24 protein-coding genes are annotated in these 25892 nt (G+C 39.9%); 16 read left to right on the top strand and 8 right to left on the bottom strand.

The features are described 5' to 3' along the window. Window positions 1–58 precede the first annotated feature (58 nt). The 10 genes from ESY88_RS12655 to ESY88_RS12610 all read left to right on the top strand — a co-directional run bounded on the left by ESY88_RS12655 (window position 59) and on the right by ESY88_RS12610 (window position 8920). The gene (locus ESY88_RS12655) at window positions 59–601 is read left to right on the top strand and encodes a YceD family protein (RefSeq protein WP_147087055.1); all 543 of its coding nucleotides are present in this window, start codon (window positions 59–61) and stop codon (window positions 599–601) included. A gap of 8 nt (window positions 602–609) precedes the next feature. Next, the gene (gene rpmF / locus ESY88_RS12650; protein ID WP_147087030.1) at window positions 610–813 is read left to right on the top strand and encodes a 50S ribosomal protein L32; all 204 of its coding nucleotides are present in this window, start codon (window positions 610–612) and stop codon (window positions 811–813) included. A 177-nt stretch (window positions 814–990) separates the two neighbouring features. Further along, window positions 991–1986 (top strand): beta-ketoacyl-ACP synthase III, encoded by a 996-nt coding sequence (locus ESY88_RS12645; RefSeq protein ID WP_147087029.1) that lies wholly within the window; start codon window positions 991–993, stop codon window positions 1984–1986. A gap of 46 nt (window positions 1987–2032) precedes the next feature. Further along, on the top strand, window positions 2033–2515 hold the full coding sequence (gene accB, locus ESY88_RS12640; protein WP_147087028.1) for an acetyl-CoA carboxylase biotin carboxyl carrier protein: 483 nt from the start codon (window positions 2033–2035) through the stop codon (window positions 2513–2515). Between the two features lie 76 nt (window positions 2516–2591). Continuing rightward, window positions 2592–3947 carry an acetyl-CoA carboxylase biotin carboxylase subunit gene (gene accC / locus ESY88_RS12635; RefSeq protein ID WP_147087027.1) on the top strand — a complete coding sequence of 452 codons (1356 nt, stop codon included), beginning with the start codon at window positions 2592–2594 and terminating at the stop codon, window positions 3945–3947. A gap of 382 nt (window positions 3948–4329) precedes the next feature. Further along, window positions 4330–5190: an SPFH domain-containing protein gene (locus tag ESY88_RS12630; protein ID WP_147087026.1), complete on the top strand. Its 861-nt coding sequence runs from the start codon at window positions 4330–4332 to the stop codon at window positions 5188–5190. Window positions 5191–5312: 122 nt separating this feature from the next. Next, entirely contained in the window at window positions 5313–6365 is a 1053-nt protein-coding gene (locus ESY88_RS12625; protein WP_223270816.1) for an alpha/beta hydrolase, read from the top strand. 2 nt (window positions 6366–6367) lie between these two features. Beyond that, window positions 6368–6547 (top strand): Arc family DNA binding domain-containing protein, encoded by a 180-nt coding sequence (locus ESY88_RS12620; protein WP_147087025.1) that lies wholly within the window; start codon window positions 6368–6370, stop codon window positions 6545–6547. A 61-nt stretch (window positions 6548–6608) separates the two neighbouring features. Beyond that, window positions 6609–7919: a DUF819 family protein gene (locus ESY88_RS12615; protein ID WP_147087024.1), complete on the top strand. Its 1311-nt coding sequence runs from the start codon at window positions 6609–6611 to the stop codon at window positions 7917–7919. 305 nt (window positions 7920–8224) lie between these two features. Beyond that, entirely contained in the window at window positions 8225–8920 is a 696-nt protein-coding gene (locus ESY88_RS12610; RefSeq protein ID WP_147087023.1) for a DUF4369 domain-containing protein, read from the top strand. Window positions 8921–8995: 75 nt separating this feature from the next. Here ESY88_RS12610 and ESY88_RS12605 read toward each other — a convergent pair whose 3' ends face one another. From ESY88_RS12605 to idi, 4 genes are all read right to left on the bottom strand, one after another. After that, window positions 8996–9265 (bottom strand): hypothetical protein, encoded by a 270-nt coding sequence (locus ESY88_RS12605; protein ID WP_147087022.1) that lies wholly within the window; start codon window positions 9263–9265, stop codon window positions 8996–8998. A 96-nt stretch (window positions 9266–9361) separates the two neighbouring features. Continuing rightward, a complete protein-coding gene (locus ESY88_RS12600) occupies window positions 9362–10333 on the bottom strand; it encodes a type I phosphomannose isomerase catalytic subunit (protein WP_147087021.1) in 972 nt (323 codons plus the stop codon). Window positions 10334–10366: 33 nt separating this feature from the next. After that, window positions 10367–10777 carry a 6-pyruvoyl trahydropterin synthase family protein gene (locus ESY88_RS12595; protein ID WP_147087020.1) on the bottom strand — a complete coding sequence of 137 codons (411 nt, stop codon included), beginning with the start codon at window positions 10775–10777 and terminating at the stop codon, window positions 10367–10369. Further along, complete coding sequence (idi, locus tag ESY88_RS12590; RefSeq protein ID WP_147087019.1) at window positions 10774–11301, bottom strand: isopentenyl-diphosphate Delta-isomerase; 528 nt, start codon at window positions 11299–11301, stop codon at window positions 10774–10776. The genes ESY88_RS12595 and idi overlap by 4 nt, the downstream gene beginning before the upstream one ends. 159 nt (window positions 11302–11460) lie before the next feature. Here idi and ESY88_RS12585 point away from each other — a divergent pair, with 159 nt between their 5' ends. Continuing rightward, window positions 11461–13059, top strand: a complete 1599-nt coding sequence (locus ESY88_RS12585; protein WP_147087018.1) for a peptide chain release factor 3 — start codon at window positions 11461–11463, stop codon at window positions 13057–13059. Between the two features lie 258 nt (window positions 13060–13317). Then, on the top strand, window positions 13318–13602 hold the full coding sequence (locus tag ESY88_RS12580) for a (4Fe-4S)-binding protein (protein ID WP_147087017.1): 285 nt from the start codon (window positions 13318–13320) through the stop codon (window positions 13600–13602). 76 nt (window positions 13603–13678) lie between these two features. Here the strand turns inward: ESY88_RS12580 and ESY88_RS12575 are convergent, their stop codons facing one another. The 3 genes from ESY88_RS12575 to ESY88_RS12565 form a co-directional block, all read right to left on the bottom strand. Next, the gene (locus ESY88_RS12575) at window positions 13679–15556 is read right to left on the bottom strand and encodes a M1 family metallopeptidase (protein ID WP_147087016.1); all 1878 of its coding nucleotides are present in this window, start codon (window positions 15554–15556) and stop codon (window positions 13679–13681) included. A 47-nt stretch (window positions 15557–15603) separates the two neighbouring features. Beyond that, the gene (locus tag ESY88_RS12570) at window positions 15604–17217 is read right to left on the bottom strand and encodes a S8 family peptidase (protein WP_147087015.1); all 1614 of its coding nucleotides are present in this window, start codon (window positions 17215–17217) and stop codon (window positions 15604–15606) included. Window positions 17218–17330: 113 nt separating this feature from the next. Next, entirely contained in the window at window positions 17331–18191 is an 861-nt protein-coding gene (locus ESY88_RS12565) for an MBL fold metallo-hydrolase (RefSeq protein ID WP_147087014.1), read from the bottom strand. A gap of 163 nt (window positions 18192–18354) precedes the next feature. On the opposite strand from ESY88_RS12565, the gene ESY88_RS12560 reads away from it, so the two are divergent. The 3 genes from ESY88_RS12560 (at window position 18355) to ESY88_RS12555 (ending at window position 21100) form a co-directional block, all read left to right on the top strand. Further along, on the top strand, window positions 18355–18714 hold the full coding sequence (locus tag ESY88_RS12560; RefSeq protein ID WP_317128682.1) for a DUF202 domain-containing protein: 360 nt from the start codon (window positions 18355–18357) through the stop codon (window positions 18712–18714). Window positions 18715–18832: 118 nt separating this feature from the next. After that, the gene (locus ESY88_RS21080) at window positions 18833–18988 is read left to right on the top strand and encodes a hypothetical protein (RefSeq protein ID WP_189702601.1); all 156 of its coding nucleotides are present in this window, start codon (window positions 18833–18835) and stop codon (window positions 18986–18988) included. Window positions 18989–19207: 219 nt separating this feature from the next. Next, window positions 19208–21100, top strand: coding sequence for a cation:proton antiporter (locus tag ESY88_RS12555; RefSeq protein ID WP_147087013.1), 1893 nt, complete (start codon window positions 19208–19210; stop codon window positions 21098–21100). Between the two features lie 271 nt (window positions 21101–21371). On the opposite strand, the gene lepA is transcribed toward ESY88_RS12555, so the two are convergent. Then, a complete protein-coding gene (gene lepA / locus ESY88_RS12550) occupies window positions 21372–23168 on the bottom strand; it encodes a translation elongation factor 4 (RefSeq protein WP_147087012.1) in 1797 nt (598 codons plus the stop codon). 268 nt (window positions 23169–23436) lie between these two features. Here lepA and ESY88_RS12545 point away from each other — a divergent pair, with 268 nt between their 5' ends. After that, window positions 23437–25839 (top strand): TonB-dependent receptor domain-containing protein, encoded by a 2403-nt coding sequence (locus tag ESY88_RS12545; protein ID WP_223270815.1) that lies wholly within the window; start codon window positions 23437–23439, stop codon window positions 25837–25839. The last annotated feature ends 53 nt before the right edge of the window (window positions 25840–25892 follow it).

The following is a 25892-nucleotide window of genomic DNA, read 5'->3' as shown; positions in this document are numbered from 1 at the left end:
TATCTATCTTGTAATTGATTAATATTTGTATATTTGCAGGCTCAAAATGAATGTGATGATGAAGCCCCTAAAGGATTTTACGATACCATTTGTTGGTCTCAAAGTAGGCACTCACCATTTTGATTATCAGATTGATAAAAAGTTCTTTGAGAATTTTGAGTATGATGATTTTCAAGATGTTGATATCCAAGCAGATATCGTATTTGAAAAAAAGACCACCTTATTAGAACTGCTTTTCAAAGTGAAAGGCATGGTAACTGTGAATTGTGACCTTACCAATGAACCTTATGCACAGCCAATCAATGGCGAGTACAAGTTGGTGATAAAATTTGGAGAAGACTACAATGACGAGTTTGAGGATATTTTGATTGTCCCACACGGAGAATATGAAATCAACGTGGCCCAATACATTTATGAGACCATCATTTTGGCAATGCCAGCAAAACGGATTCATCCGGGCGTTGAAGATGGAACCTTAGATTCTGAAATACTCAATAAGTTAGAAGAGTTAAGACCAAAGAACCTAGAAGAAAAAGAAGCAACATCAGAGGAAATTGACCCTCGTTGGAATACATTAAAAAAACTATTAACGGATAAATAACATAAAAAATGGCACATCCTAAAAGAAAGATTTCTAAAACAAGAAGAGATAAGAGAAGAACACACTACAAAGCAACTGCACCAACAATTGCAACGTGTCCTACCACAGGAGAAGCACATCTTTTTCACAGAGCACATTGGCATGAAGGCAAATTGTATTACAGAGGCCAGGTGTTGATTGACAATTCAGAAAAAGAAGAAAACGCAGCATAAAGTATTATGCATGCATATATAAAAACGCTCAAGTCGAGCGTTTTTTTTATGTTTAATTTTTCAAAGTCTTAAAAACAACTTAATTTGCGCAATAATCCTTGAGAAATCAGTAATTTCATACCACTTTTATCTTTTTTAAAGGATTTCCCAACTTTTGGGAGTACTTAAAACTTTTTTATGAGTCACATCACCGCTGCAATCACAGCAATAGGAGCCTATGTACCAGAATATGTTTTGACCAACCAAATTTTGGAAACCATGGTTGAGACCAATGACGAATGGATTACCTCGCGAACAGGCATCAAGGAACGAAGGATCTTAAAGGAAGACGGCAAAGGCACTTCTTTTTTAGCCATCAATGCAGCCCAAAACTTAATCGATAAAAAAGGATTAGACCCAAAAGAGATTGAATTGGTAATCGTTGCTACGGCAACCCCAGATATGAAAGCCGCTTCGACCGCAGCTTTTACAGCCACAGAGATAGGCGCAGTCAATGCTTTTTCCTTTGATCTCGAGGCCGCCTGCTCCAGTTTTCTTTATGGTATGTCTGTCGCTGCCCGTTACATTGAATCTGGAAAATACAAAAAAGTGCTCTTGATAGGTGCCGATAAAAACTCCTCCATGATCGACTACACAGATCGTGCAACCTGCATCATCTTTGGTGATGGCGCCGGAGCAGTTTTATTTGAACCCAATGAAGAAGGTCTTGGTTTGCAGGACGAACTTTTAAGAAGCGATGGAAGTGGTCGTGATTTTCTTCAAGCCACCTATGGAGGCTCTTCTTATCCATCAACCCCGGAAGCCGTTTCCCAAGGAAAACATTATCTCTTCCAAGAAGGGAAAACCGTTTTTAAAAATGCGGTCTTCAACATGGCCGATGTGACCGAGCGCATCATAGCGAGAAACAACCTCACAAATGACGATATAACATGGCTTGCGGCGCACCAAGCCAATAAAAGAATCATTGAGGCTACGGCCAACAGAGTGGCTTTACCGCCAGAGAAAGTGATGATGAACATCCAAAAATACGGTAATACCACCTCTGCCACCTTACCGCTATTATTGAGCGATTACGAATCACAACTCAAAAAAAATGACAAAATCATATTCGCGACTTTTGGAGGCGGATTCACTTGGGGCTCCATTTATTTCAAATGGGCCTACAATTCATAACAAACTAACTAACAACTAACTATTTTAATTATTAAATCTAATCATTATGGATATTAAGGAGATTCAAAACTTAATCAAATTCGTAGCTAAATCTGGCGCGAGTGAGGTTAAATTGGAAATGGATGACATTAAAATAACAATAAAAACCGGTTCCGAAGACAAGGGTGAAAATACGACCTACGTACAGCAAATACCAATGAACGCCCCTATGGCACAAGCCGCACCGGCCGCACCCACAGCAACTGAACCAACGACTGCGACCCCTACACCTGTTGACGAAAATTCAAAATACATTACCATCAAATCACCAATTATAGGCACATTTTACCGCAAAGCATCACCAGACAAACCTGTGTTTGTTGAGGTAGGCACTTCCATTAAAGAAGGCGATGTGCTTTGCGTCATTGAAGCGATGAAATTATTCAACGAGATCGAATCTGAAGTCTCCGGAAAAATCGTTAAGATTCTGGTTGATGACTCCTCACCAGTTGAATATGACCAACCTTTGTTCTTAGTAGATCCATCATAACCAAATTTAAAATTCCAAAAAATAAATCCCAATTTGTTGGAATTTGGAATTTGAGATTTTAAATATTTAAAACGTTATGTTCAAAAAAATATTAATTGCCAATAGAGGGGAAATAGCACTGCGTGTTATTAGGACCTGCAAGGAAATGGGCATCAAAACTGTTGCTGTTTATTCTACAGCAGATGCCGAAAGTTTACACGTCAAGTTTGCCGATGAGGCCGTTTGCATAGGCCCACCAGCAAGTAGCGAGTCTTATCTCAAAATACCCAATGTCATTGCTGCTGCAGAAATCACGAATGCCGATGCCATACATCCTGGCTACGGATTTCTTTCTGAAAATGCAAAATTTTCAAAAATTTGTGAGGAACATGGCATAAAATTCATTGGTGCTTCCGCAGATATGATTTCCAAAATGGGAGACAAAGCCACCGCAAAGGCCACCATGAGAGAAGCTGGAGTGCCCTGCGTCCCTGGAAGTGAAGGTATCATTTCAGATTTTGAGCACTGTGAGAAGTTAGCCGAAGAAGTAGGGTATCCCGTAATGCTCAAAGCCACTGCTGGAGGTGGAGGAAAAGGGATGCGCGCCGTCTGGAAACATGAAAAACTGAAAGACGCTTGGGATTCTGCACGACAAGAATCAAAAGCTGCGTTTGGAAATAACGATATGTACATGGAAAAACTCATTGAAGAGCCACGACATATTGAGATTCAAATTGTAGGTGATTCTACAGGTAAAGCCTGTCATTTATCAGAGCGCGATTGTTCCATACAACGTCGCCACCAAAAATTGACAGAAGAAGTGCCCTCCCCTTTCATGACTAAAGCCTTACGCGATAAAATGGGTAAAGCAGCCGTGAAAGCGGCAGAATATATAGGGTATGAAGGTGCGGGTACCGTGGAGTTCTTGGTAGACAAACATCGCAACTTCTTTTTCATGGAAATGAATACGCGTATCCAAGTGGAACATCCCATAACAGAACAAGTTATTGATTTTGACTTGATTAGGGAACAGATTTTGGTGGCTGCAGGTGTGCCCATTTCAGGAAAAAATTATTTACCACAAATGCACGCCATAGAGTGTAGGATCAATGCAGAAGACCCATTTAACGATTTTAGACCATCCCCAGGACGCATCACGACACTGCATGCTCCAGGAGGCCACGGGGTAAGATTGGATACTCATGTGTATGCCGGTTATGTGATTCCGCCAAACTATGACTCCATGATTGCAAAGTTGATTACTACCGCGCAAACCCGTCTCGAAGCCATTAATAAAATGAAGCGTGCCTTGGACGAATTTGTAATTGAAGGTATAAAAACCACCATCCCATTTCATAGGCAGCTTATGGATCATCCCGATTATCTAGCTGGTAATTATACCACCAAATTCATGGAAGACTTTGTGATTGAAAAGCCAAAAGATGATGAATAACCCAAAGCTCCGAAACCCAAAGTTTCGGAGCTTTTTGTACAATCCGATTTAGCTTGGAGATGAAGATGAAGATGAAGATGAAGTTGAAGATGAAGATGAATATTATAATAGAATAGCTCTTGACTCTACTCTGGCACATTAAAAATTAGCACACATTAAAAAAGCGCCTCAAGTATGAGACGCTTTTTCACTAACCAACCAAAATGTCAATGTCACTCCGCCAATTGAGGTAATCACTCCTCGGTAAGCATCTCCATGATCATTGTTACCCAGCTTAAATCAAATCCTGTGCCAAAACTGATTTGTATTTAAAAAATATTTCATATATCTTTATGATATCAAAATAATATCATTTTGACTTAACAACCAATCCATCCTTTCCATGAAAGCAGAAAAAATCATCGTACCAGCCAATGGCTACCTCATGCTAACAGTGAATCTTCTTTTATTCTTCGGAAGTATTGCAGCCATGATCATGCTCGAGAGTCCCTTTTTTGTAATTGCCACAATTAGCGCTCTAGTGATAGCACCCGGATTTATCATGGTGCAACCAAATGGATCACGCGTATTATTGCTTTTTGGAGAATACGTGGGCTCTGTAAAACAAAACGGGTTTTATTGGGTAAATCCATTTTACACCAAGAAAAAAATCTCATTGCGTGCCAGCAATTTTGACAGCGAACGCTTGAAGGTCAATGACAAATTAGGTAACCCCATCATGATCAGTACAATTTTAGTTTGGCGCGTCAAAAACACCTATAAAGCAGCTTTTGATGTGGATAATTATAATGATTTTGTTCACGTACAAACCGATGCTGCGGTTAGAAAATTGGCCAGTATGTATCCTTACGATAATTTTGCAGATGAAGGTTTAGACGAAGATATTACCCTAAGGTCTAGTGTAAATGAGGTAAGTGAAGCATTGGAAAAAGAAATAGATGAGCGCCTTACCATAGCAGGCATTGAAGTATTGGAAGCCAGAATTGGTTATTTGGCCTACGCCAACGAAATTGCCAATGCCATGCTTAAACGCCAGCAAGCAACCGCCATTGTTGCAGCAAGACATAAAATTGTAGAAGGTGCGGTAAGCATGGTGGAAATGGCTTTAGACGAATTAAGCAAAAAACAAATTGTACACTTAGACGACGAGCGAAAAGCGGCCATGGTTAGCAACCTTATGGTCATTTTATGTGGTGATAAAGAGGCCTCACCTGTTCTTAACACGGGCACCTTGAGTCATTAGTCATTAGACGATCAATTGTGAATCCCAATGCTTATCTCATCACATTGGGGAACCCAAGCTTTGCTAGCAGTTTCAGATTTAAAATTTATTTTATTATAAATGCCATGGTCAAAGCCTTCAAAATGAAAACAAACAGGCCTGAAATAGAAATGTCCTTAAAGCCATTTAATTGTCTTTTAGAGAAAAAACCGGCACTTACATTGATGTGCACAGCAACTTATGTTTTGAAGCGAAAAAGACTGTATTTGCTGTTGCTATTTATGTTTTGCTTCATCCATTTTGGGATGTCTCAAAGCGAGATCATTTCCGAAGAAATTTTGATTAGCAATGATAGCATCCAATTGCCTGGAACGCTCACGTTTCATACTGGGGAAACAAAACAACCGTTGGTCATTTTTGTACATGGCTCAGGTAATGTAGATCGCAATGGCAATCAAGCTGGAGCGCCCTCTAGTGCCAATTACATCAAACAGCTTAGTGACAGTTTGGTGTCTAAAAACATTGCCTTTTATAGGTATGATAAGCGCTCTGCAACAGCTTCAAACGTCCCTTTTATGATGAAAGATATGCGTTTTTATGCCTTTACTGAAGATGTGAATTTGGCCATCGCTCATTTTATGGATGATACCCGATTTTCGTCCATTACCCTCATCGGGCATAGTCAAGGCTCATTGGTGGCTATGTTGGCAAATCATGAGCATGTAGACAAGTATATCTCAATTGCAGGCCCGAGCACATCCATTGATAAAGCGCTCATAGAACAAGTGCGCGCAAGAAATGGAGACTCCCTTGCCAATTTAGTGGTTTCACACTTCAAGGAACTCCAAGACACTGGAAGCATTGCTAAAGTAGATCCCAATTTAATGGTACTCTTTAACAAACCCACTCAGCCCTTTATGGCTTCTTGGATGGCCTACGATCCTTCCGAAGAACTAAAAAAATTAGAAATGCCAATACTGATTTTAAATGGAGATAAGGATCTACAAGTCGCTGTGGTAGATGCCGAAACACTTCACAAAGCCCAGCCCAACTCAAAATTGGTCATCATTAAGGATATGAATCATGTGCTCAAAACCATCGTCGATGATTATGATAATTTTATTTCTTATACCAAACCCGATTTTCCGTTGTCATCAGCATTAGTTGATGCGATTGCTGCGTTTATAAAAAAATAAAAATGGCCAAAAAGAAAGCATTTGCACTGCGTGTCAATGAAGACATGCTAAAAGCGATTGAAAAGTGGGCTTCAGACGAGTTTAGAAGCACCAACGGACAAATCGAATGGATGCTTATGCAATATCTTAAAGAAAATAACCGGTTACCCAAGTCAAAAAAAACAGATCAAAGCGACTCATAGAAACAGTCGCTTTTTTATGCGCCTTTATTTTGGTATTTTGCAGCACTAAACTATGCATTAGATGGACAACTCGCCAATTTTTACAGATGATACGATAATTTTTGGGCTGCTCATGTTGTCCTTGGGGTTTGTGTTTTTTACCGAATCCATCAAAACAGGGTTTTGGCCAAAATTTTACAAGATCGTTCCTGGTTTGTTCATGGCTTATATGATTCCTGCGATTTTAACGACCTCGGGATTGATTGCTCCAGAATGGGAAACGGTTTCTGAGAGTGGCGAAATCATAAAAAACAAGACCAGTCTTTATTATATGGCAAGTCGCTACTTGTTACCAGCAGCGCTCGTGTTGATGACACTTAGCATTGACCTAAAAGGTGTTTTCAATCTAGGCTGGAAAGCTTTGGTCATGTTTTTCACAGGCACCATAGGTATTGTCATTGGCGGCCCCATAGCTATCTTGCTTATATCATCAGTGTCGCCAGATACTGTTGGAGGTGTTGGTCCAGACGCCGTTTGGCGCGGTCTTTCAACACTCGCGGGAAGTTGGATTGGTGGTGGCGCCAACCAAACCGCAATGCTGGAAATTTACGGTTACAACCAAGCTAAATATGGCGGAATGGTATTCGTTGATATTGTGGTTGCCAACATTTGGATGGCCATCATTTTAATAGGCATTGGCAAACGAGATCGCATCAACAAATGGTTGAAAGCCGATACCGCTTCGATTGAAGCCTTAAAGAAAAGAATGTCTGAATTTTCAGAAAACGTAAAACGAAATCCCACACTTACCGACTTAATGATCATTGCTGCCATCGCCTTCGGTACAGTGAGTATTGCACATCTATGCGCTAATTTCTTAGCACCATTCTTCAAAAAGGTGGTCTCAGGAATTACCTCCCAAACAACCAGGAACATTTTTACCTTCCTCGATTCTGAATTCTTTTGGATGATTAGTATTGCCACGATTATTGCCATCGTACTTTCCTTTACCAAAGCAAAAAATATGGAAGGTGCAGGCGCGAGTAAATATGGAAGCGTATTTATCTACATTTTAGTGGCTACCATCGGCATGAAAATGGATTTAAAACTAATTTTTGACAATGTTGGTCTTATCGCAATTGGCGTGGTTTGGATGAGCATACATGCCTTATCGCTTATTGGTATGGCAAAACTGATAAAGGCTCCTTACTTCTTTCTGGCTGTTGGCAGCCAAGCCAATGTTGGTGGTGCAGCCTCTGCTCCCATTGTAGCTGCTGCCTTTCATCCCTCCCTGGCAACGGTTGGCGTTTTATTGGCAGTATTTGGTTATGCTGTAGGGACGGTCGCTGCAATTGGCTGTACCATTTTGATGCAGTTGGCTGCTGTGAGTTAATGGTTCTTTGCCAAGACCTAAGAACGCTCACTTCGACTGGGATCATTAACGGTCACTCTTAAACACAAGATCCAATCTTTTGGCCTGCATGGACATCATTGTAACTGAAAAGCAAATAACCTACCTGTTTCATTTAGATTTTAAAGCACTACGCGCTTCCACAACAATTGGAAATCATGACCAAGCTAAAAACTCAAACCAAATAAAGAATCCATTCAATAAGAACTTGTAAATGTTTTTCACCGACATGCTGAATTTCTATGTTTTTTATAGGATATTTGCGCACCCAATTTATAAAAGATACCATGAAAAGATTTGCAGCAATTTTAATCACACTCGTCTTGTTTTCCTGCGGAAATGAACAGCCAAAAGATTTTACTTTAAAAGGCAGTATTGAAGACTTAAAAAAAGGCACCGTGTTTTTGAAAAGACAGCAAGATTCGGTTTTGGTCACTCTGGATTCCTTAGAGATCAACGGAAACTCTAGCTTTGAGCTGCACGCCACACTTGAAGAACCAGAAATATTGTTTCTTACCTTAGATAAAAATGATGATGAAGATGGTACTGTTGTGTTTTTTGCCGACAAAGGCGTTACCGAAATCAATTCTACCTTAAAAAACTTTAATTACAACGCCAAGGTCAAAGGTTCAAAACAGCAAGCGCTTTTGGATGAGTATCTCTTGATGATGTCCAAATTCAATGACAAGAATTTAGACATGCTGAAAGAGCGTTTGGAATCGCAAATGGCACAGGATTCTGCAAAAACCAATCAGCTTCAAAAAGACTTTGACGGGCTCTTAAAACGAAAGTATCTCTACACCATCAATTTTGCAATAAATCATAAAGATAGCGAGCTGGCGCCGTACCTCGCGATTTCAGAGATCCCAAATACAAGTGTCAAATTTCTAAAACAAATTTACGACGCTTTAGATGATAACATCAAAAACTCCAAATATGGCGTGATGCTCAAAGAAAGCATAGATGAGAAAACACAGGCTTAAACGATTGCCCATTTCATAAAAAAATCCCGAACGCCATTGCATTCGGGATTTTTTTTGTGTCATTTTAGCTTAGACTTAGCCCAATTTATTGATCTTTTCAATAAGCTCGCGACCTTTAGTTTCCAATTCTTGTCGAATGGATTTAAAATGTGCTTTATTATCTTCCACATTCTTAGCGTTTACTTTTGCGATTAACTCATCAAATGTGGCAATAGCCTCGCTTATGATGGCTTCGCTTTCTTTGGTACCCTTATCGGTATTGTTGTATTCCCAAACGTAAACCGCTTCTATAATATCGCCTAAAACAAAATTGATGTCTTTTTTTAGGTCTCTAACATTTGCCATTGTATAAAATATTTAAAATTTTTGACAAAAATAGGCATTTCATTCGTATCAACGTTTGAAAAATCGAATTAGAAATCAAAACAACAGCGTTTTAAGTTAAACGTAAACCTCTAGCAATTTTGCGTTTTTTGATACCAGTTGGTATTGTTTTATAGCTGCAGGTAAAAATAGTGTTTCCCCAGATTTAATCGTTTCGGTGCCTTGATTTGACACAATCTGCGCCTCACCTTCCACACAAATGTAAATGAAAAAAGAATCTTTGTCGTTTTGCTTCGGAAGGGTTTGCGTCACATGCACAAAACTAGTCTTGAAGTAAGCGCAGCTTACCATATCATTGCTTTTGTTGGCTTCGGAAGCATAACTTAGCCTAAAATCATCTGGCATGTCAAAATCAAAAGCATCAATTGCCAAATCATTGTGAAGCTCACGCGCGTTCCCTTGATCATCCACACGGTCCCAATCATAGACACGATAGGTAATATCACTGGTTTGCTGTATTTCGGCCAACAATACACCACTTCCAATGGCATGCACACGCCCCACATCAATAAAATAACTGTCGCCTGTTTTTACGGGATCAACATTCAAAATATCGATCAAAGTATTGTTCTTCAAATGCTTCAGATAAAGCGCTTGATTCATCTCTTGATTGAATCCCACAATTAACTTAGCATCTTGATCGGCTTGCATGACGTACCACATCTCGGTCTTTCCGAAAGAATTATGACGTTTAGCAGCCAATTCATCATTGGGATGCAATTGTATGGATAAATCGGCCTTGGCATCAATGAATTTTATGAGCAAAGGAAATTTTGTACCGAATGTTTTGAAATTGTGCTCGCCCAAAATCTCTTTTCCATGATCTTGGAGCAATTGTTTGAGAGATTGGCCTTTAAGCATTCCATTAGCCACCACAGACACATCACCATCCACATCACTTATTTCCCAGCTCTCACCAACATTGGGGCGATCACTTTTCTTGTGTAGAATACGCTTTAACTTCTTACCTCCCCAGATTTTTTCTTTTAAAATAGGTTCGAATTTTATAGGATACAAAGCTGGTGTCATGGATGCGAATGCATTTTGAAAATTATGAGTGTACTAGTTACCTGAATAACTAACAAAGTTACGAGGTGTTTCGTACAAGGTGATTTCCAAATCAACGGAAGCCTCTAACTTCGGTTTCAGTTTTTGATAAATAACCACTGCAATGTTTTCAGCAGTTGGGTTGAGTTCCTTAAATTCTGGCACCTCCACATTGAGGTTTTTATGATCAAATGCATCTTCAATTTCAGCTTTTATGAGATCTTTAAGCACTTTCATATCCATCACAAAACCGGTTTCAGGATCAATTTCCCCAGTGACATGCACCACTAGCTCATAGTTGTGGCCATGAAAATTGGGATTGTTGCATTTTCCAAAGACAGCATCATTTTTTTCAAAGCTCCAATCCTCGCGATACAAACGATGGGCTGCATTGAAATGGGCTTTTCTACTAACGGTTACCTTCATGATTCGGTTATATTTATGTGATCGTAAAATTTATCAAAAATAATCTTGAACCAAGCCGTATACTGCTTTGGGTTCGTTTTCATATCTGTTTTTAGACTTTCCAGATCCATCCATTTCCAAGCTTCAACCTCATCTGGGTTAATTTTAGGCTCATCGTTGAACGTGCCAATCATGATGTGGTCAAACTCGTGTTCGGTTAGGCCATTATCAAAAGGCGCCTTGTAGATAAATGAAATGCTTTCAGTCAAATCAGTCACAAAACCCATTTCTTCCATCAGTCTTCGTTTCCCTGCCTCCACATTGCGCTCTCCCACACGTTGGTGGCTGCAGCAAGTGTTGGTCCATAATAAGGGTGAATGGTATTTATGTTTTGCACGCTGTTGAATCATCAATTCCTTTCGCTCGTTGAATACAAATACCGAAAAGGCACGATGCAACATGGCTTTTTCATGGGCTTCCATTTTAGGCATGGTGCCAATCTGTTCGTCCTGCTCGTTTACTAAAATTACACGTTCTTCTGTCATAGCTAGCAAAAATACCAACTAATTTTTACATTAACGCTAGAATTTATGGCACTCGATCAAAAATAGCCGCTTTTAACGTTTTGTTATAAAGTAAACCTAAGCATCCATATCGCGAATGCACATAAAATAACTACTTTTGCAGTCTATTTTATCTAAAAAATGAGTTTTAAATCAGAAATCAATAGACGTCGTACCTTCGGGATCATCTCTCACCCAGATGCCGGAAAAACCACTTTGACCGAAAAATTACTGTTGTTTGGCGGTGCCATTCAAGAAGCGGGCGCTGTAAAAAGCAACAAGATCAAGAAAGGCGCTACCAGTGACTTTATGGAGATTGAACGCCAGCGTGGTATTAGTGTGGCCACATCGGTCTTGGCTTTCGAATATGACGGTATTAAGATCAATATTCTTGACACCCCTGGTCACAAGGATTTTGCTGAAGACACTTTTAGAACGCTAACCGCTGTTGATAGTGTGATCGTGGTTATTGATGTCGCCAAAGGTGTGGAGCAGCAAACCGAAAAATTGGTAGAGGTTTGCCGTATGCGTAATATCCCAATGATCGTATTCATCAATAAAATGGACCGCGAGGGGAAAGATGCTTTTGACCTTTTGGATGAAATCGAACAGAAATTAGGTCTCAACGTCGTGCCTTTAAGTTTCCCAATTGGCATGGGTTACGATTTTAAGGGCATTTACAATCTTTGGGAGCAGAACATCAACTTGTTTAGTGGCAGTAGCCGCAAAAATATAGAAGAAACCATTGAGATTTCAGATCTTAAGTCTGAAAAATTGGACACGCTCCTCGGAACAAAAGCTGCAAAGACCCTACGTGAGGAAATAGAATTGGTAGAAGGTATTTATCCAAAGTTCAATAGAGAGGCATATCTTAAAAGCGAGCAACAACCGGTTTTCTTTGGCTCGGCATTGAACAATTTTGGGGTGCGCGAACTCTTGGATTGCTTTGTGGAAATTGCACCAAAGCCAAGACCTAAAAGAAGTGAAGAGCGCCTGGTGAATCCTGATGAGAAGGAGTTTACCGGCTTCGTCTTTAAAATCCATGCCAATATGGATCCCAACCACAGAGACCGTTTGGCTTTTGTGAAAATCGTATCTGGCGAGTTTAAGCGAAACACGCCTTACCTCCATGTTAGAAATGACAAGAAAATGAAGTTCTCTAGTCCGAATGCTTTTTTTGCCGAAAAGAAGGAAATCGTTGATATCTCCTATCCTGGTGATATCGTTGGACTTCATGATACCGGCAACTTTAAGATTGGTGATACTTTAACGGAAGGCGAAACCATCAATTATAAAGGCGTACCAAGTTTTTCTCCCGAGCATTTTAGATACATCAACAATGCCGACCCAATGAAATCGAAGCAACTCAACAAAGGCATTGATCAATTGATGGATGAAGGTGTCGCACAGTTATTCACCTTGGAACTTAACGGAAGAAAAGTAATTGGAACCGTTGGAGCCCTGCAATATGAAGTAATACAATACCGATTGGAACACGAATATGGCGCCAAATGCACCTATGAAAACCTCAACGTGCATAAAGCCTGCTGGGTAGAGGCAAAAGATTCTAAAAGTGAGGAATTTCTGGAGTTTTTGAGGGTAAAGCAACGCTTTTTGGCGAAAGATAAACAAGATCAATTGGTGTTTTTGGCCGATTCACCATTTTCACTGCAAATGACGCAGCAGAAGTATCCCAATATCAAGTTCCATTTCACTTCAGAATTTGAGGATGCCTATTAGTCAGTTTTAAATAATCATGACATACCGTAAAGCAATAATACCCCTTACTCCTACTGCGCTCAGCACAGGCCGCTTTCAAAATAATACATGAGTTAAAGTATCAATAGCAGTTTCTGAACATAACCACGTAAAAAAAACAAATATTCACTGAATTTTGGTGTTTCGCCGATTATTTTATACATTTAATCGAAATTATGATCTTTTCAAACTCTAATACGAACAGATTGAATTTGCTGCAAACCCCGAAATGACCTACTTATGAAAACCATTCCCAACGTTTTCAGTAATGCAGACATTACTGTGACCTACAACCCGAGCCAGTGTGTCAATGCCGAGCGCTGCGCTAAAGAGTTATCTGCTGTTTTTAGAAACTCGGTCATCCCATGGATAGACCTAGATGCTGCCTCTACAGACCTCATCGTTAAACAAATCAATCGTTGCCCTTCTGCCGCTTTAAAATTTCAGTGGCGTCGTGAACGCATTCAAAAGACTCAGCCTTCAAAACATCCAAGCTCTAGAAAAGAGACGATTCCGTTTGGTTAGAAACCTTCCGTATTGAAATGAAAAAAGCCCTCAATCGTAATTGAGAGCTTCTTACTATTATTCTTTTAAAGGTTGTTTATTGACCTTCCGCAGTATTAGGAAACACGTTATTGGTATCATTTACATCTGCCATCATGCCTGTTGGATTAATTTGAACCGACTTCACTGTGCTTGCTGCAGCAAAGCTATAAGTTGGATAGGCCCATGCCCAATTATCAATAGTGGTTGCCAACGTGGGCTTGCCACCTCGCATCATGCGCAGAGGGATGTAATAACTTTGCGTAGAACCATCTGTATAACTCACCTCAAGGTCTATAGGCATTGGCATATTGCCCAAACGCTCTAAAGTGATCGTTTTACCGTCCACACTTTTTACTCCATAATCGATGATGTTGGTCGTCTGGCCAAAATCGGTTAGGTACCAATCCAATTCCAGTTTAGACACATGTTCTGCCGTGCGTATAAAATCGGCTGGCTTGGGATGTTTAAAAGCAAAATCGTTATAGTACTTTTTGATGGTTTTCCTCAAATTATCATCACCAATCACATATGCCAATTGTGCAATAAACACCGCGCCTTTACTATAGGCCGAGATGCCATACGCTTGGTTGACATTGTAGCGGTCGGCATGTGTTGTCAAAGGCTGCTCATAACCAGAGGTTGCTAGGTAAGAATAGCCACTGTAAGCACTTGCCAATGGATTGTCTTTTTTGGGATCCATGATCTCATTCATGGCCAAAGAGGAAATGTATGTGGTAAACCCTTCATCCATCCACTCGTGTTTGGACTCGTTGGTCGCCAATAAAAACTGGAACCAAGTGTGGGCCAATTCATGGGCAGTAACACCAACCAAGCTACCAAAACTACGTTCTCCAGTGATCAAGGTGCACATGGCATATTCCATGCCGCCATCGCCTCCTTGAATGACCGAGTACTGCTCATAAGGGTATTCTCCAATATGCTCACTAAAATATTGCATCAAGGCCACAGTTTTTGGCTGAAGCTTTTTCCAGGAGTCCAAAAACGGCTTATCAAGCGATTTTTTATATAAAAAGTGAAGCAAAGGTCCATCGGGAACCTGCATGGTGTCGTGCACAAAATCTGGATCTGCTGCCCAAGTGAAATCGTGAACATTAGGTGCTACAAAATGCCAGGTCAAATTCTTGCTTTTTTGTTTTTTAACGCTATTCTCGCTATATCCAAAGCCAATTTCATCTGGGTTTTGCAAATAACCAGTACCACCGATCATGTAGTCTTTATCGATGGTAATCTTGACGTCAAAATTACCCCAAACGCCATAGAACTCTCGACCTATATAGGGATCGGCATGCCAGCCCTCATCATCATACTCTGCCATTTTAGGATACCATTGTGACATGGAGAGTGCAACACCTTCATCACTGTTGCGTCCTGCACGTCGCACTTGTAAAGGCACCTGCCCATCAAAAACCATGTCAAAATCAACAGAAGCGCCAGACGCGATGGGGGTATTCAAATCTACAATCATGATGGTACCATCGATCGTAAATTTTACGGGTCTACCATTTTGCTGAAGGGAGTTGACTTTGATATAGCCAATTTCATTTGGTTTTAGGATGGAGATACGACTCTCATAATTTGGATTTTCCTTAGTGCCCAAGTTATTGACCATTCGACCATCAGGATCAGGAATGCTATTAAGCCTTGCATCCATTTCACTATCTGGCTGAAAGGCGTTGAAAAATAAGTGGTAATAGACACGATCCAAAACATCGGGTGAATTGTTGGTGTATTCAATTTGTTGCTTTCCTTTATATTGATAGGTATTGACATTCATGTCAATCTCCATGGAATAATCGGCCTGTTGTTGCCAATAGCCGTTTGTTTTGTATTCCATTTTTGGGCTTTGCGCCATCAATTCCGAAGAGAAAAGCGTACAAAGAACACCCAATATACTAATACTGAATAATTTCATTTAGTGTGTTTTAGGTTTTGTTTAATTTAGATTTAGGTTTAGGTTTTTTAATTTGCCATTTTAGCGGCTAAGATCAAAGCATTATAAGCGTTAACGATGCGACCTGTTTTAGAGATTTCGGATAATGACTTTGATTCCTTATCCTTGCCAATAACCACTTCCGCTTGGATTGGTAATCCTGAATCCAAAATGGCCTTTTTGACCTGTGATGCATTTAAACTTGGAAACTGAGAACGAATCATCGCTGCAACACCAGCCACATTTGGCGCTGCCATGGAAGTACCACTATTGAGATCATACTCGTTTTCTGGCATTGTAGAATAAATATCAGTTCCAGGAGCAAACACATCTACATTTACCAAGCCGTAATTGGAGAAGCTTGACACCATGCTAGACCCGTAGTTTGGCGCGAGCGCTCCCACAGTAATCACATTATCTGAAATTTCTGGTCCTGTACCAATCGCATCATTTGGATAGTTGGATGCAACATCTATATCGTCACTATCGTTACCCGCAGCGTGAACAAAAAGCACGTCATTTTCTGCAGCATATTTTATGGCATCCCTTACCCAATCACTATGTGGTGAAAAGGATTTACCAAAACTACCGTTGATCACCTTAGCGCCATTGTCTACCGCATATCTTATCGCCTTTGCAACATCCTTGTCATACTCATCACCATTAGGCACGGTACGCACGGCCATAATTTCAACATTGCTGGCGATACCATTCATACCCTTCCCATTGTTACGCTCTGCAGCTACGATACCTGCGACATGAGTCCCGTGACTTTCAGACTTGGTGGAAGGTCTTGGGTTGTTGTTGCCATAACCTGGCTTATCATCAAAATCATTAGGATCATCTCCAGTTTTACGCCCTTTCAAATCCTTATTCAAATCAGCATTGAGACGGTCATTGATGCTCTCCACGCCACCTTTGATCTCTTCAATGGCAATGGCCATGGAATCCATGTTATTGCCATAAATAAATTGTGCTACTTGTACAGCTTGCATCAATTCTTCATCATCGCTTTTAATGGCCGCCACTTCTGCCTTGGTGTAGTCTGATTTACCAAAATGCTTAGTCAACACATCATTTGCAACTGTGATTTGTTGGTAGATTTGATCGTATTGGGTTTTTCTACCCAACCATTTTTGGTACTCGCTGTTGTATAAGGCTTCTGCTTCATCATATCTTGGTGCATTTTTATCCCCTGCAGCAATTAAGCGCACGTACTCCAATTGCTCGTCATAACCATCACCTAAGAAATTCCATCCGTGAATGTCATCTACGTAACCATTATTATCATCATCTTTTCCATTGTTTGGAGTTTCGTCTTTGTTGGTCCAGATAACGCCATTTAAATCTTCGTGATCAATATCAACGCCAGAATCTACGATAGCCACAATAACAGTTTTACCCTTTTTGTTTTTAATGAGTTCTGAATAGGCCCTATCCACACTCATCCCTGGGATGGTATCTTTAGCCAGATCTAAGTGTGACCAGCTATTGAGCTCGGTTGTGGTTAATTCTTTCTCCTTGATTGGAGAGGTGTCAATATTTTCAATAGGCGTTGAAACGAAACTGGATCCACCACCACAAGCAAATAGTATCGATGCAGCAAAAATTGAGTAAATGAAAGGTTTAAAAATGTGTTTCATGTGTTTATATTTAGTGTTTTTAATTATCACACCTACCGGCAGGCAGATGCTGTTCGCTATTAATCATCCCGTTAGGCGATAAGGCTTTCAACATGCTAAGTTCTTAATTGATTTTAGTTAAAAATAGCATTTGTAGTGTAAGTCTCTTTTAATCGAACACCTTTTTCAGTGTGTTCTACAGTAATGATCTCGTTATGTGCATCATGTTCCAAAAATAGGTAATAATTTTGATCTGCTGCAAGGTTTAGAAATTTTTGCTTTTCATCAAGAGTCAACAAAGGTCTGGTGTCATATCCCATGACAAAGGGAAGTGGCAAATGCCCTACTGTTGGGAGCAAATCGGCCATAAAACAAATAGTCTTATCCTTATATTCAATCATTGGGATCATTTGCTTATCGGTATGCCCATTGGCAAAGAAAATATCAAAACCCAATTTGGAATCCTTTAAAAAGTCGTTTTCTGGAAGTGCTGTATATTGTAATTGGCCACTTTGTTCAATTGGCAGAATATTTTCCTCAAGGAAGGATGCTTTTTCACGATTATTGGGATGTGTCGCCCAATCCCAATGGTCTTGGTTGCTCCAAAAACGTGCATTTTTGAATGCGGGCTCGTAACCCGTTCTATCTTTATTCCATTGGATACCGCCACCACAGTGGTCAAAATGAAGATGCGTCATAAACACATCGGTAATATCGTCCCTGTGAAAACCATGTGCTTTGAGTGAGTTATCGATGCTATCATTGCCCCAAAGATAGTAATAGCCAAAAAATTTATCGCTTTGCTTGTTACCCATCCCTGTATCGATCAAAATTAGACGATCACCATCCTCAATCAACAAACAACGTGCTGCGATATCAATCATATTATTGGCATCGGCAGGGTTGGTTTTGTTCCAAAGTGATTTGGGGACTACACCAAACATTGCACCACCGTCCAATTTAAAATTACCAGCGTTAATGGGATATAATTGCATATTAAGATTACATTTATCGTCATGCAAAATACTAAAAGCAATGAACAAAACGCTTGCAGCGACGATTTAATTAGCGCAGTTTTAACATTTTTTTTGCGGGTTTTATCTTTGAACGCTCAATCAAAATACCCTATTTTTATGAAGTTGCTAAAATTTAATACCCATGAAACGCATTTCAAAAGCGCCGCTTAAGATACAGAATATGAGATTGCTTAGGTTTGGCCGTGATTTCAAACCAGATGAAGAAGTGATTTTAAGGGACTACTTGGCGATTGAACGTACGCGATTGGCCAACGAACGTACACTATTGTCTTACATTAGATCGTCATTATACCTACTGTTGGGCGGGATTGGGTTGTTTCAGTTAAAGGACTTTGCCGATTTCAAATTTTTGGCGTTTTTATCTTTGGGCTTCAGTGCCATATTTTTCCTTATTGGCGTTTACCGATTTACCTTGCTGAAGAAAAGCCTGAAACGACTGTATTACATTTCCGAAGATAAGGAAAAAACCGAACAGGATTAGAGATCATCCACTTTGCCGTGATACCAAAACAATCAATATTATAAACTTTGACACATTTCTAACTTTTTAATAATTAACATTTTAAACAAGTCGAAACATACCATTTCCAATTGAATAAATGAACATCACAGCAAAGGAATCGGGTTTGAAAACGAGATTTCTGCCTAATTTTATAAATCGCATGGTAAAATCCAACGATGGCGAGTTGGATGATTTTGTGAATTTCAACATTTCCTTTTTTTTGTCAAAGCCAACCGAGAACAACCATCGATAGGTCATCATTTACCACTGCGAATAGGTCATATCGATTTCGCTTGCCCTTAGGAGGTAGAAACCTCTATACGCTTCAACTTCATCACAATTAAAAAAAACCATATTTTGATTAACAATGGTCAATCATTTCTAACTCAATCAAGGTTCCAATTCTATTTTTAGCACATTTCTCAATGTTTATATCTCGTTTCAATTATCTTTGGCGCATCAAAAAAGACATATGATAGAATTAGCGGGAATAATCATACTGGGAATATTAGCACAATGGGTTGCCTGGAAACTCAAGATTCCTGCCATTCTACCTTTGATTTTGATAGGTCTTTTGGTAGGGCCAATCTCCGCGGAATTTCTTTCTGATGATGGCACCAAATGGATTGAACCTATTTGGAATGAGCCTATAATGAATGAATCTGGAGTTCTTTCCCCTGGTAAAGGCCTGTTCCCTGGCGAGAGCTTGTTTTATTTCGTGTCCCTTGCGATTGGAATTATATTATTTGAGGGTGGACTCACACTAAAACTTGGCGAGATCAAGAATGTTGGTCCAGTAATTACAAAATTGATTACCATTGGTTCTGTTGTGACATTTTTTGGCGCTGCGGTAGCGGCCTATTTTATTTTCGAACTTTCTTGGGAAATTTCCTTTTTGTTTTCAGGATTGATCATAGTCACGGGACCTACCGTGATCACGCCTATTTTAAGAAACATTCCTTTGAAGAAAGACGTTTCGGCAGTACTAAAATGGGAAGGAATATTGATTGACCCCATTGGTGCCTTAGTTGCGGTACTGGTGTATGAGTTTATAAGTGTGGATGCTGGTAGTGAATTTACCAAGACCGCTTTGGTTGAGTTCGGGAAAATTGTGCTTTTTGGCTCTGCCTTTGGATTCGGCTTTGCCCATGCCCTAAATTTCATCCTTAATAAGAAATTAGTGCCTCACTATTTGATGAATGTATTCTCCCTTGCTGCGGTTTTAGGGGTTTTTGTGCTATCTGATGTTTTTGCACACGAATCTGGACTATTGGCGGTTGTGGTCATGGGTATGGTACTAGGCAATTCTGGATCGCCTTATTTGAAAGACATCTTGTATTTCAAAGAGTCCCTGAGTGTGTTGCTCATATCTATTTTGTTCATCTTATTGGCTGCCAACATCAATTATGAGGAGTTACTGCTCATTTATAATTGGAAAACCGCAATTCTATTTGCCGTCATTGTTTTTGTAATACGTCCTCTTGGCGTGTTTTTGAGTACTCATGGATCTAAACTCCAGCTAAATGAAAAATTGTTTATTAGTTGGGTCGGACCCCGAGGTATTGTCGCGGCAGGGATTGCTTCCCTTTTCGGACTTAAATTAGCTAAAATTGGCGTTGTGGATGCAGAATACATTACGCCTTTAGTATTCGTTATTGTTTTAGGCACAGTACTATTAAACGCTACCACTGCCCGACTGTTTGCCAAAATTGTGGGCGTGTTTTTAGATAAGTCCAATGGTATTTTAATTGTTGGCGCTTCAAAAGTATCCAGATTGTTAGGACATTATCTGGAAATCAATGGCAGACACGTTGTGCTTATTGATAGCAACCAAACCAACATCGCCAAGGCTAGAGATTTAGGACTTGAAGCATTGAACACCAATATTTACTCAGATAATTTGGATGATAATATCGAATTGAATGACGTTGGGTACATCATGGCAATGACCGCCAACTCCGATATTAATAAATATGCCATCAGCCGTTTTGGAAAACAGTTTGGTGAAAACGGATCTTTTAGGTTGGTTACCAGTGATGAGATGAACGATTCCAACAATTATCCAAAGGAGGGCTTATTCTCTCGCACTGATGATTATATAAGACTATCTGAAGTCACCAGAAAATACCCTTCCATTCAAGAAATTGATCTAAGGGATGCTGCACACTACTCTAGCTTAGTGGAAATCACAGAAAATGACAAGGATATCATCCCTTTATTTCTAAAAGACGCCGATGGTGAACTTCATATCATATCTTCTTTTCACAAAAAGGACGAAGCTATCGAAACCGGTTGGAAATTGGTTTATATCGGCAAACCCTTTGATGTTGAGGAACTGAAAAACGAAGAGGTTCCTGAGGTCTAGGCTTTCAAATGCGCTACCCTTATTTTATGCTGAAGAATTAATACTTTAAATCAGATGCTTTGCTCCTGGCATGGGATTCCTGCTTTCGCAGGAATTGAATTTCTAAAAACCTAAAAGGTCTATCCTTCGATTTTTGATGCCTTCAACCGACCTTTGATTGGTATTTAATTACGCAAAACTGGCGCTGAAGAATCGTTACTCAAAATCAAATTTCTGCAAGTAGCATGGGATTCCTGTGCTCCTACCCATCGGTAGGCAGGTGCGCAGGAATTTAGTCGTTGAGCTTCAAGACTGCCATAAAGGCTTCCTGAGGAATCTCTACATTACCCACTTGGCGCATCCGTTTCTTTCCTTTTTTCTGCTTCTCCAATAACTTACGTTTACGTGAAATATCTCCACCGTAACATTTGGCGGTAACATCTTTTCGCAAAGCCTTAATGGTTTCACGGGAAATAATCTTGGCGCCAATGGCTGCTTGGATAGGAATGTCAAATTGTTGTCGCGGAATCAATTCCTTCAGCTTTTCACACATCTTTTTACCAATGTGATAGGCGTTGTCAAAATGAATCAAGGCAGACAAAGCATCAACGGGTTGAGCATTCAGCAAAATATCCACACGCACCAGTTTTGAAGCGCGCAGGCCTATTGGCGAATAATCAAAAGACGCATAGCCTTTGGAGACTGTTTTAAGTCTATCATAAAAATCAAAAACGATCTCAGCCAAAGGCATATCAAAAGTAAGCTCCACACGCTCGGTGGTCAAATACGTTTGGTTGGTAATCACACCGCGTTTTTCAATACATAGCGACATCACATTGCCCACAAAATCGGCTTTTGTAATGATGGTCGCCTTGATATAAGGCTCTTCAACACGATTTAAAGTAGAGGGATCTGGTAAATCGGTTGGGTTATTGACAATAACAATCTCTTCTGGATTTTTATGGGTAAAGGCATGGTAGGAAACGTTAGGTACCGTTGTGATAACGGTCATATCAAACTCTCTTTCCAAGCGTTCTTGTATGATTTCCATATGCAACATGCCAAGAAATCCACACCTAAAACCAAATCCCAAGGCTGCTGAGCTTTCGGGCAGAAACACTAAAGAGGCATCGTTGAGTTGTAGCTTTTCCATGGAAGAGCGCAAATCCTCATAATCTTCGGTATCTACGGGATAAATCCCTGCAAATACCATGGGCTTCACATCCTCAAACCCCGAAATCGGATTTTGAGTGGGGTTTTTGGCATCGGTAATGGTATCACCAACCTTGACTTCCTTGGCTTCCTTAATTCCCGTGATTACATAACCCACATCACCCGCGCGAATTTCATTCCGTGGAAATTGTTTCAACTTTAAAGTGCCCACTTCATCGGCACCATAGGTGTTACCAGTGGCAATGAATTTGATGAGTTGGTTTTTTTTGATTACCCCGTTAATGACTCTAAAGTAGGTCTCCACACCTCGAAACGGATTGTAAACCGAATCAAAGATCAAGGCTTGTAAAGGTTCATCAATATTCCCTTTTGGTGGCGGAATGCGATCTATGATTGCTTTCAAGATCAAATCAACACCAAAACCAGTCTTTCCGCTGGCATGAATGACATCTTCGGGGTTACAGCCCAATAGATCAACGATATCATCGGTAACTTCCTCGGGATTGGCACTTGGCAAATCCACTTTATTGAGTACGGGAATGATTTCCAAGTCATTTTCCAAAGCCAAATAAAGATTGGAAATCGTTTGTGCCTGTATGCTCTGTGCGGCGTCAACAATAAGTAAAGCGCCTTCACAAGCAGCAATTGACCGCGAAACTTCATAAGAAAAATCAACATGCCCCGGGGTGTCAATAAGATTGAGCGTATAATTAACCCCTTCATGAACATACTCCATTTGAATGGCGTGCGATTTAATGGTAATGCCACGCTCTCGCTCCAAATCCATACTGTCCAACAACTGATCCTGCTTTTCGCGCTCTGTCACAGTACCTGTAAAATCGAGCAAGCGGTCGGCTAAAGTGCTTTTGCCGTGGTCAATATGTGCTATAATGCAAAAATTTCTAATATGTTTCATGTGCTTATATCTATTGTTTCTTTATGGACACTCCTGCCTGCCCGCAGCCAGGTGCGGTTCGCTATTAATCATTCCGTTGGGTGTTAAAATATTGAACATGCTTGTTTCATAAAGGCTTAATTCATCGGGATTAAGATTTGCAAATATAGTTGATTTATCGAGCAAAGTGTACCGATTTTAGTTATGAAAAAACTTTCCTAATTACGGGAAAACCGTAAATACAATTAAAAAACATGCCTTATATTGCGATTCTAAATTCATTTTTCATTTGAAAACCTACTTTCTATTTCTCACATTGTCCGCCACATTGTTTTGTTTCTCACAGGAGTACTCCATCTCAGGCACAGTATTGGATACCAATGGACAGCCTATTGAATTTGCAAATGTTTTTTTGGTTTCTGAAGATGCTGAGACCGTAATTAAAGGCATTTCTACAGATGATAAAGGTTTTTTTATGCTGAAAAACCTTCCGAAGAATACCTACATACTCAAAGCGAGCTTTATTGGATTTGATGGTCATCAAGAAACCATTGTCTTGACGGAAGATTTAAAACTTGAACCAATAATGCTTCAAGAATCTTCAGAAAATTTGGATCAGGTAAGTATCACGGTCAAGAAACCAAGCCTCATACGAGAAGCAGACCGACTGATTTTTAACGTTCAAAATACCGCTTTGGTAGAGGGCTCAATGCTTGACGTGCTAAAAAACACACCAGGTGTGCTGGTGGTTGATGATGCCATTACCATTAAAAGTGCAACACCAACAATTTACATAAATGACAAACAAGTGTATCTGTCTTCAGCAGATTTGAATCAATTATTGGATGGTTCCTCTGCAAATTCTGTGACCTCAGTGGAAGTGATTACCAATCCCTCTGCGCGCTATGATGCAGCAAGTGGTGTTGTGCTCAACATCAAAATGAGCAAAAATTTAATTGCCGGTTACCGCGGAAGCCTGAGCGCAAACTACACACAAGGCGTTTTCCCGAGATACGATTTTGGATCGAACAACTTTTTTAAGAATAAAAAAATAAGTTTTAATATCAACTATAATTATTCCAAAGATAAAATCAATCGCGATGGCGACGATACCGTTAATTACCTTGATGACACCAATAGCTTAGACCAAAGCTGGCGATCAAGAACAAACCGAAACACCAAATCTGAAACCCACAGCCTAAATGCCAACTTCGACTATTTTATAGACGACACTCACACTTTGAGCTTCTCTGCCAATACTTTTTACCTGCCCTATTTTAGATATAGCATTGATAATAACACCATTATTACAGATGAAAACGCCAACTTTTTATCTCGCTTCACTGCCGATAACCTTTCGCGCGATGATAAGTACAATCTTGGTTTCGATCTTAATTTTAACCGCAGGCTCAGTAAAGGCCAATTGCTGTTCAATGCACATTTTACCACCTATAATTACGAACGCAACCAAGGCGTGTTGAGTAATTTTTATGACGGTAACAACACGTTTGACAATGCCTCTGCCTTTAATACCAACGCCAATCAGGATACAGAAATCTTTACCTCAAAATTGGATTATAATGTGCCATTAAATGATAAATCAAGCTTTGAAACCGGCGTAAAATATGCCAGTACCAGAACAGTTAGTGATCTCACTCAATTTGACGTGAACCTCAACACAGGTGCCGAAAGCCTGAATACGTTAAACTCCGATGTCTTTGATTATGACGAACGTATTTATGCCGCTTATGCCAATTACTCCCTAAATACTGATAAATGGAGCATCAGCACTGGTTTGAGAGTAGAACAAACAAATATTGAAGGCGTATCGGCAGCAACCAGCATTGAAAACATACAGGATTATTTGGAGTGGTTTCCCAATGCAAGCGTGCAATACAACCTAACAGACAACTATAACGTTTATACCAACTACAAACGCAGTATTTCAAGACCTGGCTATGCCGATTTGAATCCCTTCCGATTCTTTTTAAATGAAAATTATGTCGTTTCTGGGAATCCAAATTTAGTGCCCACCTTTATCGATCACGTGGTTGTTGGTGCTGGTTTATTGAATATGTTCACAGTAGAAGCCTATTACAAAAATTTAGATGGCGCCATTTCTGAAATCCCCAGGCAAGATAACAACACCAATATCATTGAATACATCAACGTCAATTTTGACAAAACCATAGAGTTTGGATTTGATTTTGCCACCTATTTCAACGTGACCGATCGCTGGTACTTATATGCGGTCACGTCCTTTTTCAACTTAGAGGAAGAAACCGATTTTGGAAATGGCGTTGTCAACCAAAATCAATGGTCTAACTTATCAATCCTCCAAAACAGCATTAGCTTTTTAGAAGATAATAGTTTGAGTGCAACATTATCTTTAACCTATTATGGCAATCATTTAGAAGCATTTCAAACGGTTGATGAGCGCTTATTTTCAGAACTCTCGGTCGTAAAGAGTGTTCTCGATAAAAAAGGTGTTGTATCGCTTTCTGTTGGCGATATTTTCAACGCACAGGACATAAGGACTCGTGTACGCTATCAAAATCAATTTAGCTTTGGAAAATCGGACATCGATAATCGCTATATAAAAGTAGGCTTTAGATATAAATTTGGTAACACCCGTTTAGAGACCAACGAACGCAGTATCGATTTAGAAGAATTAAAGCGGTTGGATAAGTAGCAAAATTATAATCTATAGTTAGACGTGTTTCTACGGAAAAAATCGCCTAAAAA

Source organism: Subsaximicrobium wynnwilliamsii (assembly GCF_007997225.1).
Lineage (GTDB): Bacteria > Bacteroidota > Bacteroidia > Flavobacteriales > Flavobacteriaceae > Psychroserpens > Psychroserpens wynnwilliamsii.
The sequence above is the reverse complement of the archived record's forward strand: the minus strand, read 5'-3'. Positions and strand labels throughout refer to the sequence as shown.

What these genes read in the sequence shown, in the direction of transcription:
- ESY88_RS12570 (WP_147087015.1), bottom strand. Translation starts at nt 17,217, where the DNA reads ATGAAACACATTTTTAAACCTTTCATTTACTCAATTTTTGCTGCATCG.
- ESY88_RS12615 (WP_147087024.1), top strand. Translation starts at nt 6,609, where the DNA reads ATGGACAACTCGCCAATTTTTACAGATGATACGATAATTTTTGGGCTG.
- lepA (WP_147087012.1), bottom strand. Translation starts at nt 23,168, where the DNA reads ATGAAACATATTAGAAATTTTTGCATTATAGCACATATTGACCACGGC.
- ESY88_RS12560 (WP_317128682.1), top strand. Translation starts at nt 18,355, where the DNA reads ATGAAACGCATTTCAAAAGCGCCGCTTAAGATACAGAATATGAGATTG.
- ESY88_RS12555 (WP_147087013.1), top strand. Translation starts at nt 19,208, where the DNA reads ATGATAGAATTAGCGGGAATAATCATACTGGGAATATTAGCACAATGG.
- ESY88_RS21080 (WP_189702601.1), top strand. Translation starts at nt 18,833, where the DNA reads ATGAACATCACAGCAAAGGAATCGGGTTTGAAAACGAGATTTCTGCCT.
- ESY88_RS12565 (WP_147087014.1), bottom strand. Translation starts at nt 18,191, where the DNA reads ATGCAATTATATCCCATTAACGCTGGTAATTTTAAATTGGACGGTGGT.
- ESY88_RS12600 (WP_147087021.1), bottom strand. Translation starts at nt 10,333, where the DNA reads ATGACACCAGCTTTGTATCCTATAAAATTCGAACCTATTTTAAAAGAA.
- accC (WP_147087027.1), top strand. Translation starts at nt 2,592, where the DNA reads ATGTTCAAAAAAATATTAATTGCCAATAGAGGGGAAATAGCACTGCGT.
- ESY88_RS12630 (WP_147087026.1), top strand. Translation starts at nt 4,330, where the DNA reads ATGAAAGCAGAAAAAATCATCGTACCAGCCAATGGCTACCTCATGCTA.
- idi (WP_147087019.1), bottom strand. Translation starts at nt 11,301, where the DNA reads ATGACAGAAGAACGTGTAATTTTAGTAAACGAGCAGGACGAACAGATT.
- ESY88_RS12595 (WP_147087020.1), bottom strand. Translation starts at nt 10,777, where the DNA reads ATGAAGGTAACCGTTAGTAGAAAAGCCCATTTCAATGCAGCCCATCGT.
- ESY88_RS12655 (WP_147087055.1), top strand. Translation starts at nt 59, where the DNA reads ATGAAGCCCCTAAAGGATTTTACGATACCATTTGTTGGTCTCAAAGTA.
- ESY88_RS12585 (WP_147087018.1), top strand. Translation starts at nt 11,461, where the DNA reads ATGAGTTTTAAATCAGAAATCAATAGACGTCGTACCTTCGGGATCATC.
- ESY88_RS12620 (WP_147087025.1), top strand. Translation starts at nt 6,368, where the DNA reads ATGGCCAAAAAGAAAGCATTTGCACTGCGTGTCAATGAAGACATGCTA.
- rpmF (WP_147087030.1), top strand. Translation starts at nt 610, where the DNA reads ATGGCACATCCTAAAAGAAAGATTTCTAAAACAAGAAGAGATAAGAGA.
- ESY88_RS12605 (WP_147087022.1), bottom strand. Translation starts at nt 9,265, where the DNA reads ATGGCAAATGTTAGAGACCTAAAAAAAGACATCAATTTTGTTTTAGGC.
- ESY88_RS12645 (WP_147087029.1), top strand. Translation starts at nt 991, where the DNA reads ATGAGTCACATCACCGCTGCAATCACAGCAATAGGAGCCTATGTACCA.
- ESY88_RS12580 (WP_147087017.1), top strand. Translation starts at nt 13,318, where the DNA reads ATGAAAACCATTCCCAACGTTTTCAGTAATGCAGACATTACTGTGACC.
- accB (WP_147087028.1), top strand. Translation starts at nt 2,033, where the DNA reads ATGGATATTAAGGAGATTCAAAACTTAATCAAATTCGTAGCTAAATCT.
- ESY88_RS12625 (WP_223270816.1), top strand. Translation starts at nt 5,313, where the DNA reads ATGAAAACAAACAGGCCTGAAATAGAAATGTCCTTAAAGCCATTTAAT.
- ESY88_RS12610 (WP_147087023.1), top strand. Translation starts at nt 8,225, where the DNA reads ATGAAAAGATTTGCAGCAATTTTAATCACACTCGTCTTGTTTTCCTGC.
- ESY88_RS12575 (WP_147087016.1), bottom strand. Translation starts at nt 15,556, where the DNA reads ATGAAATTATTCAGTATTAGTATATTGGGTGTTCTTTGTACGCTTTTC.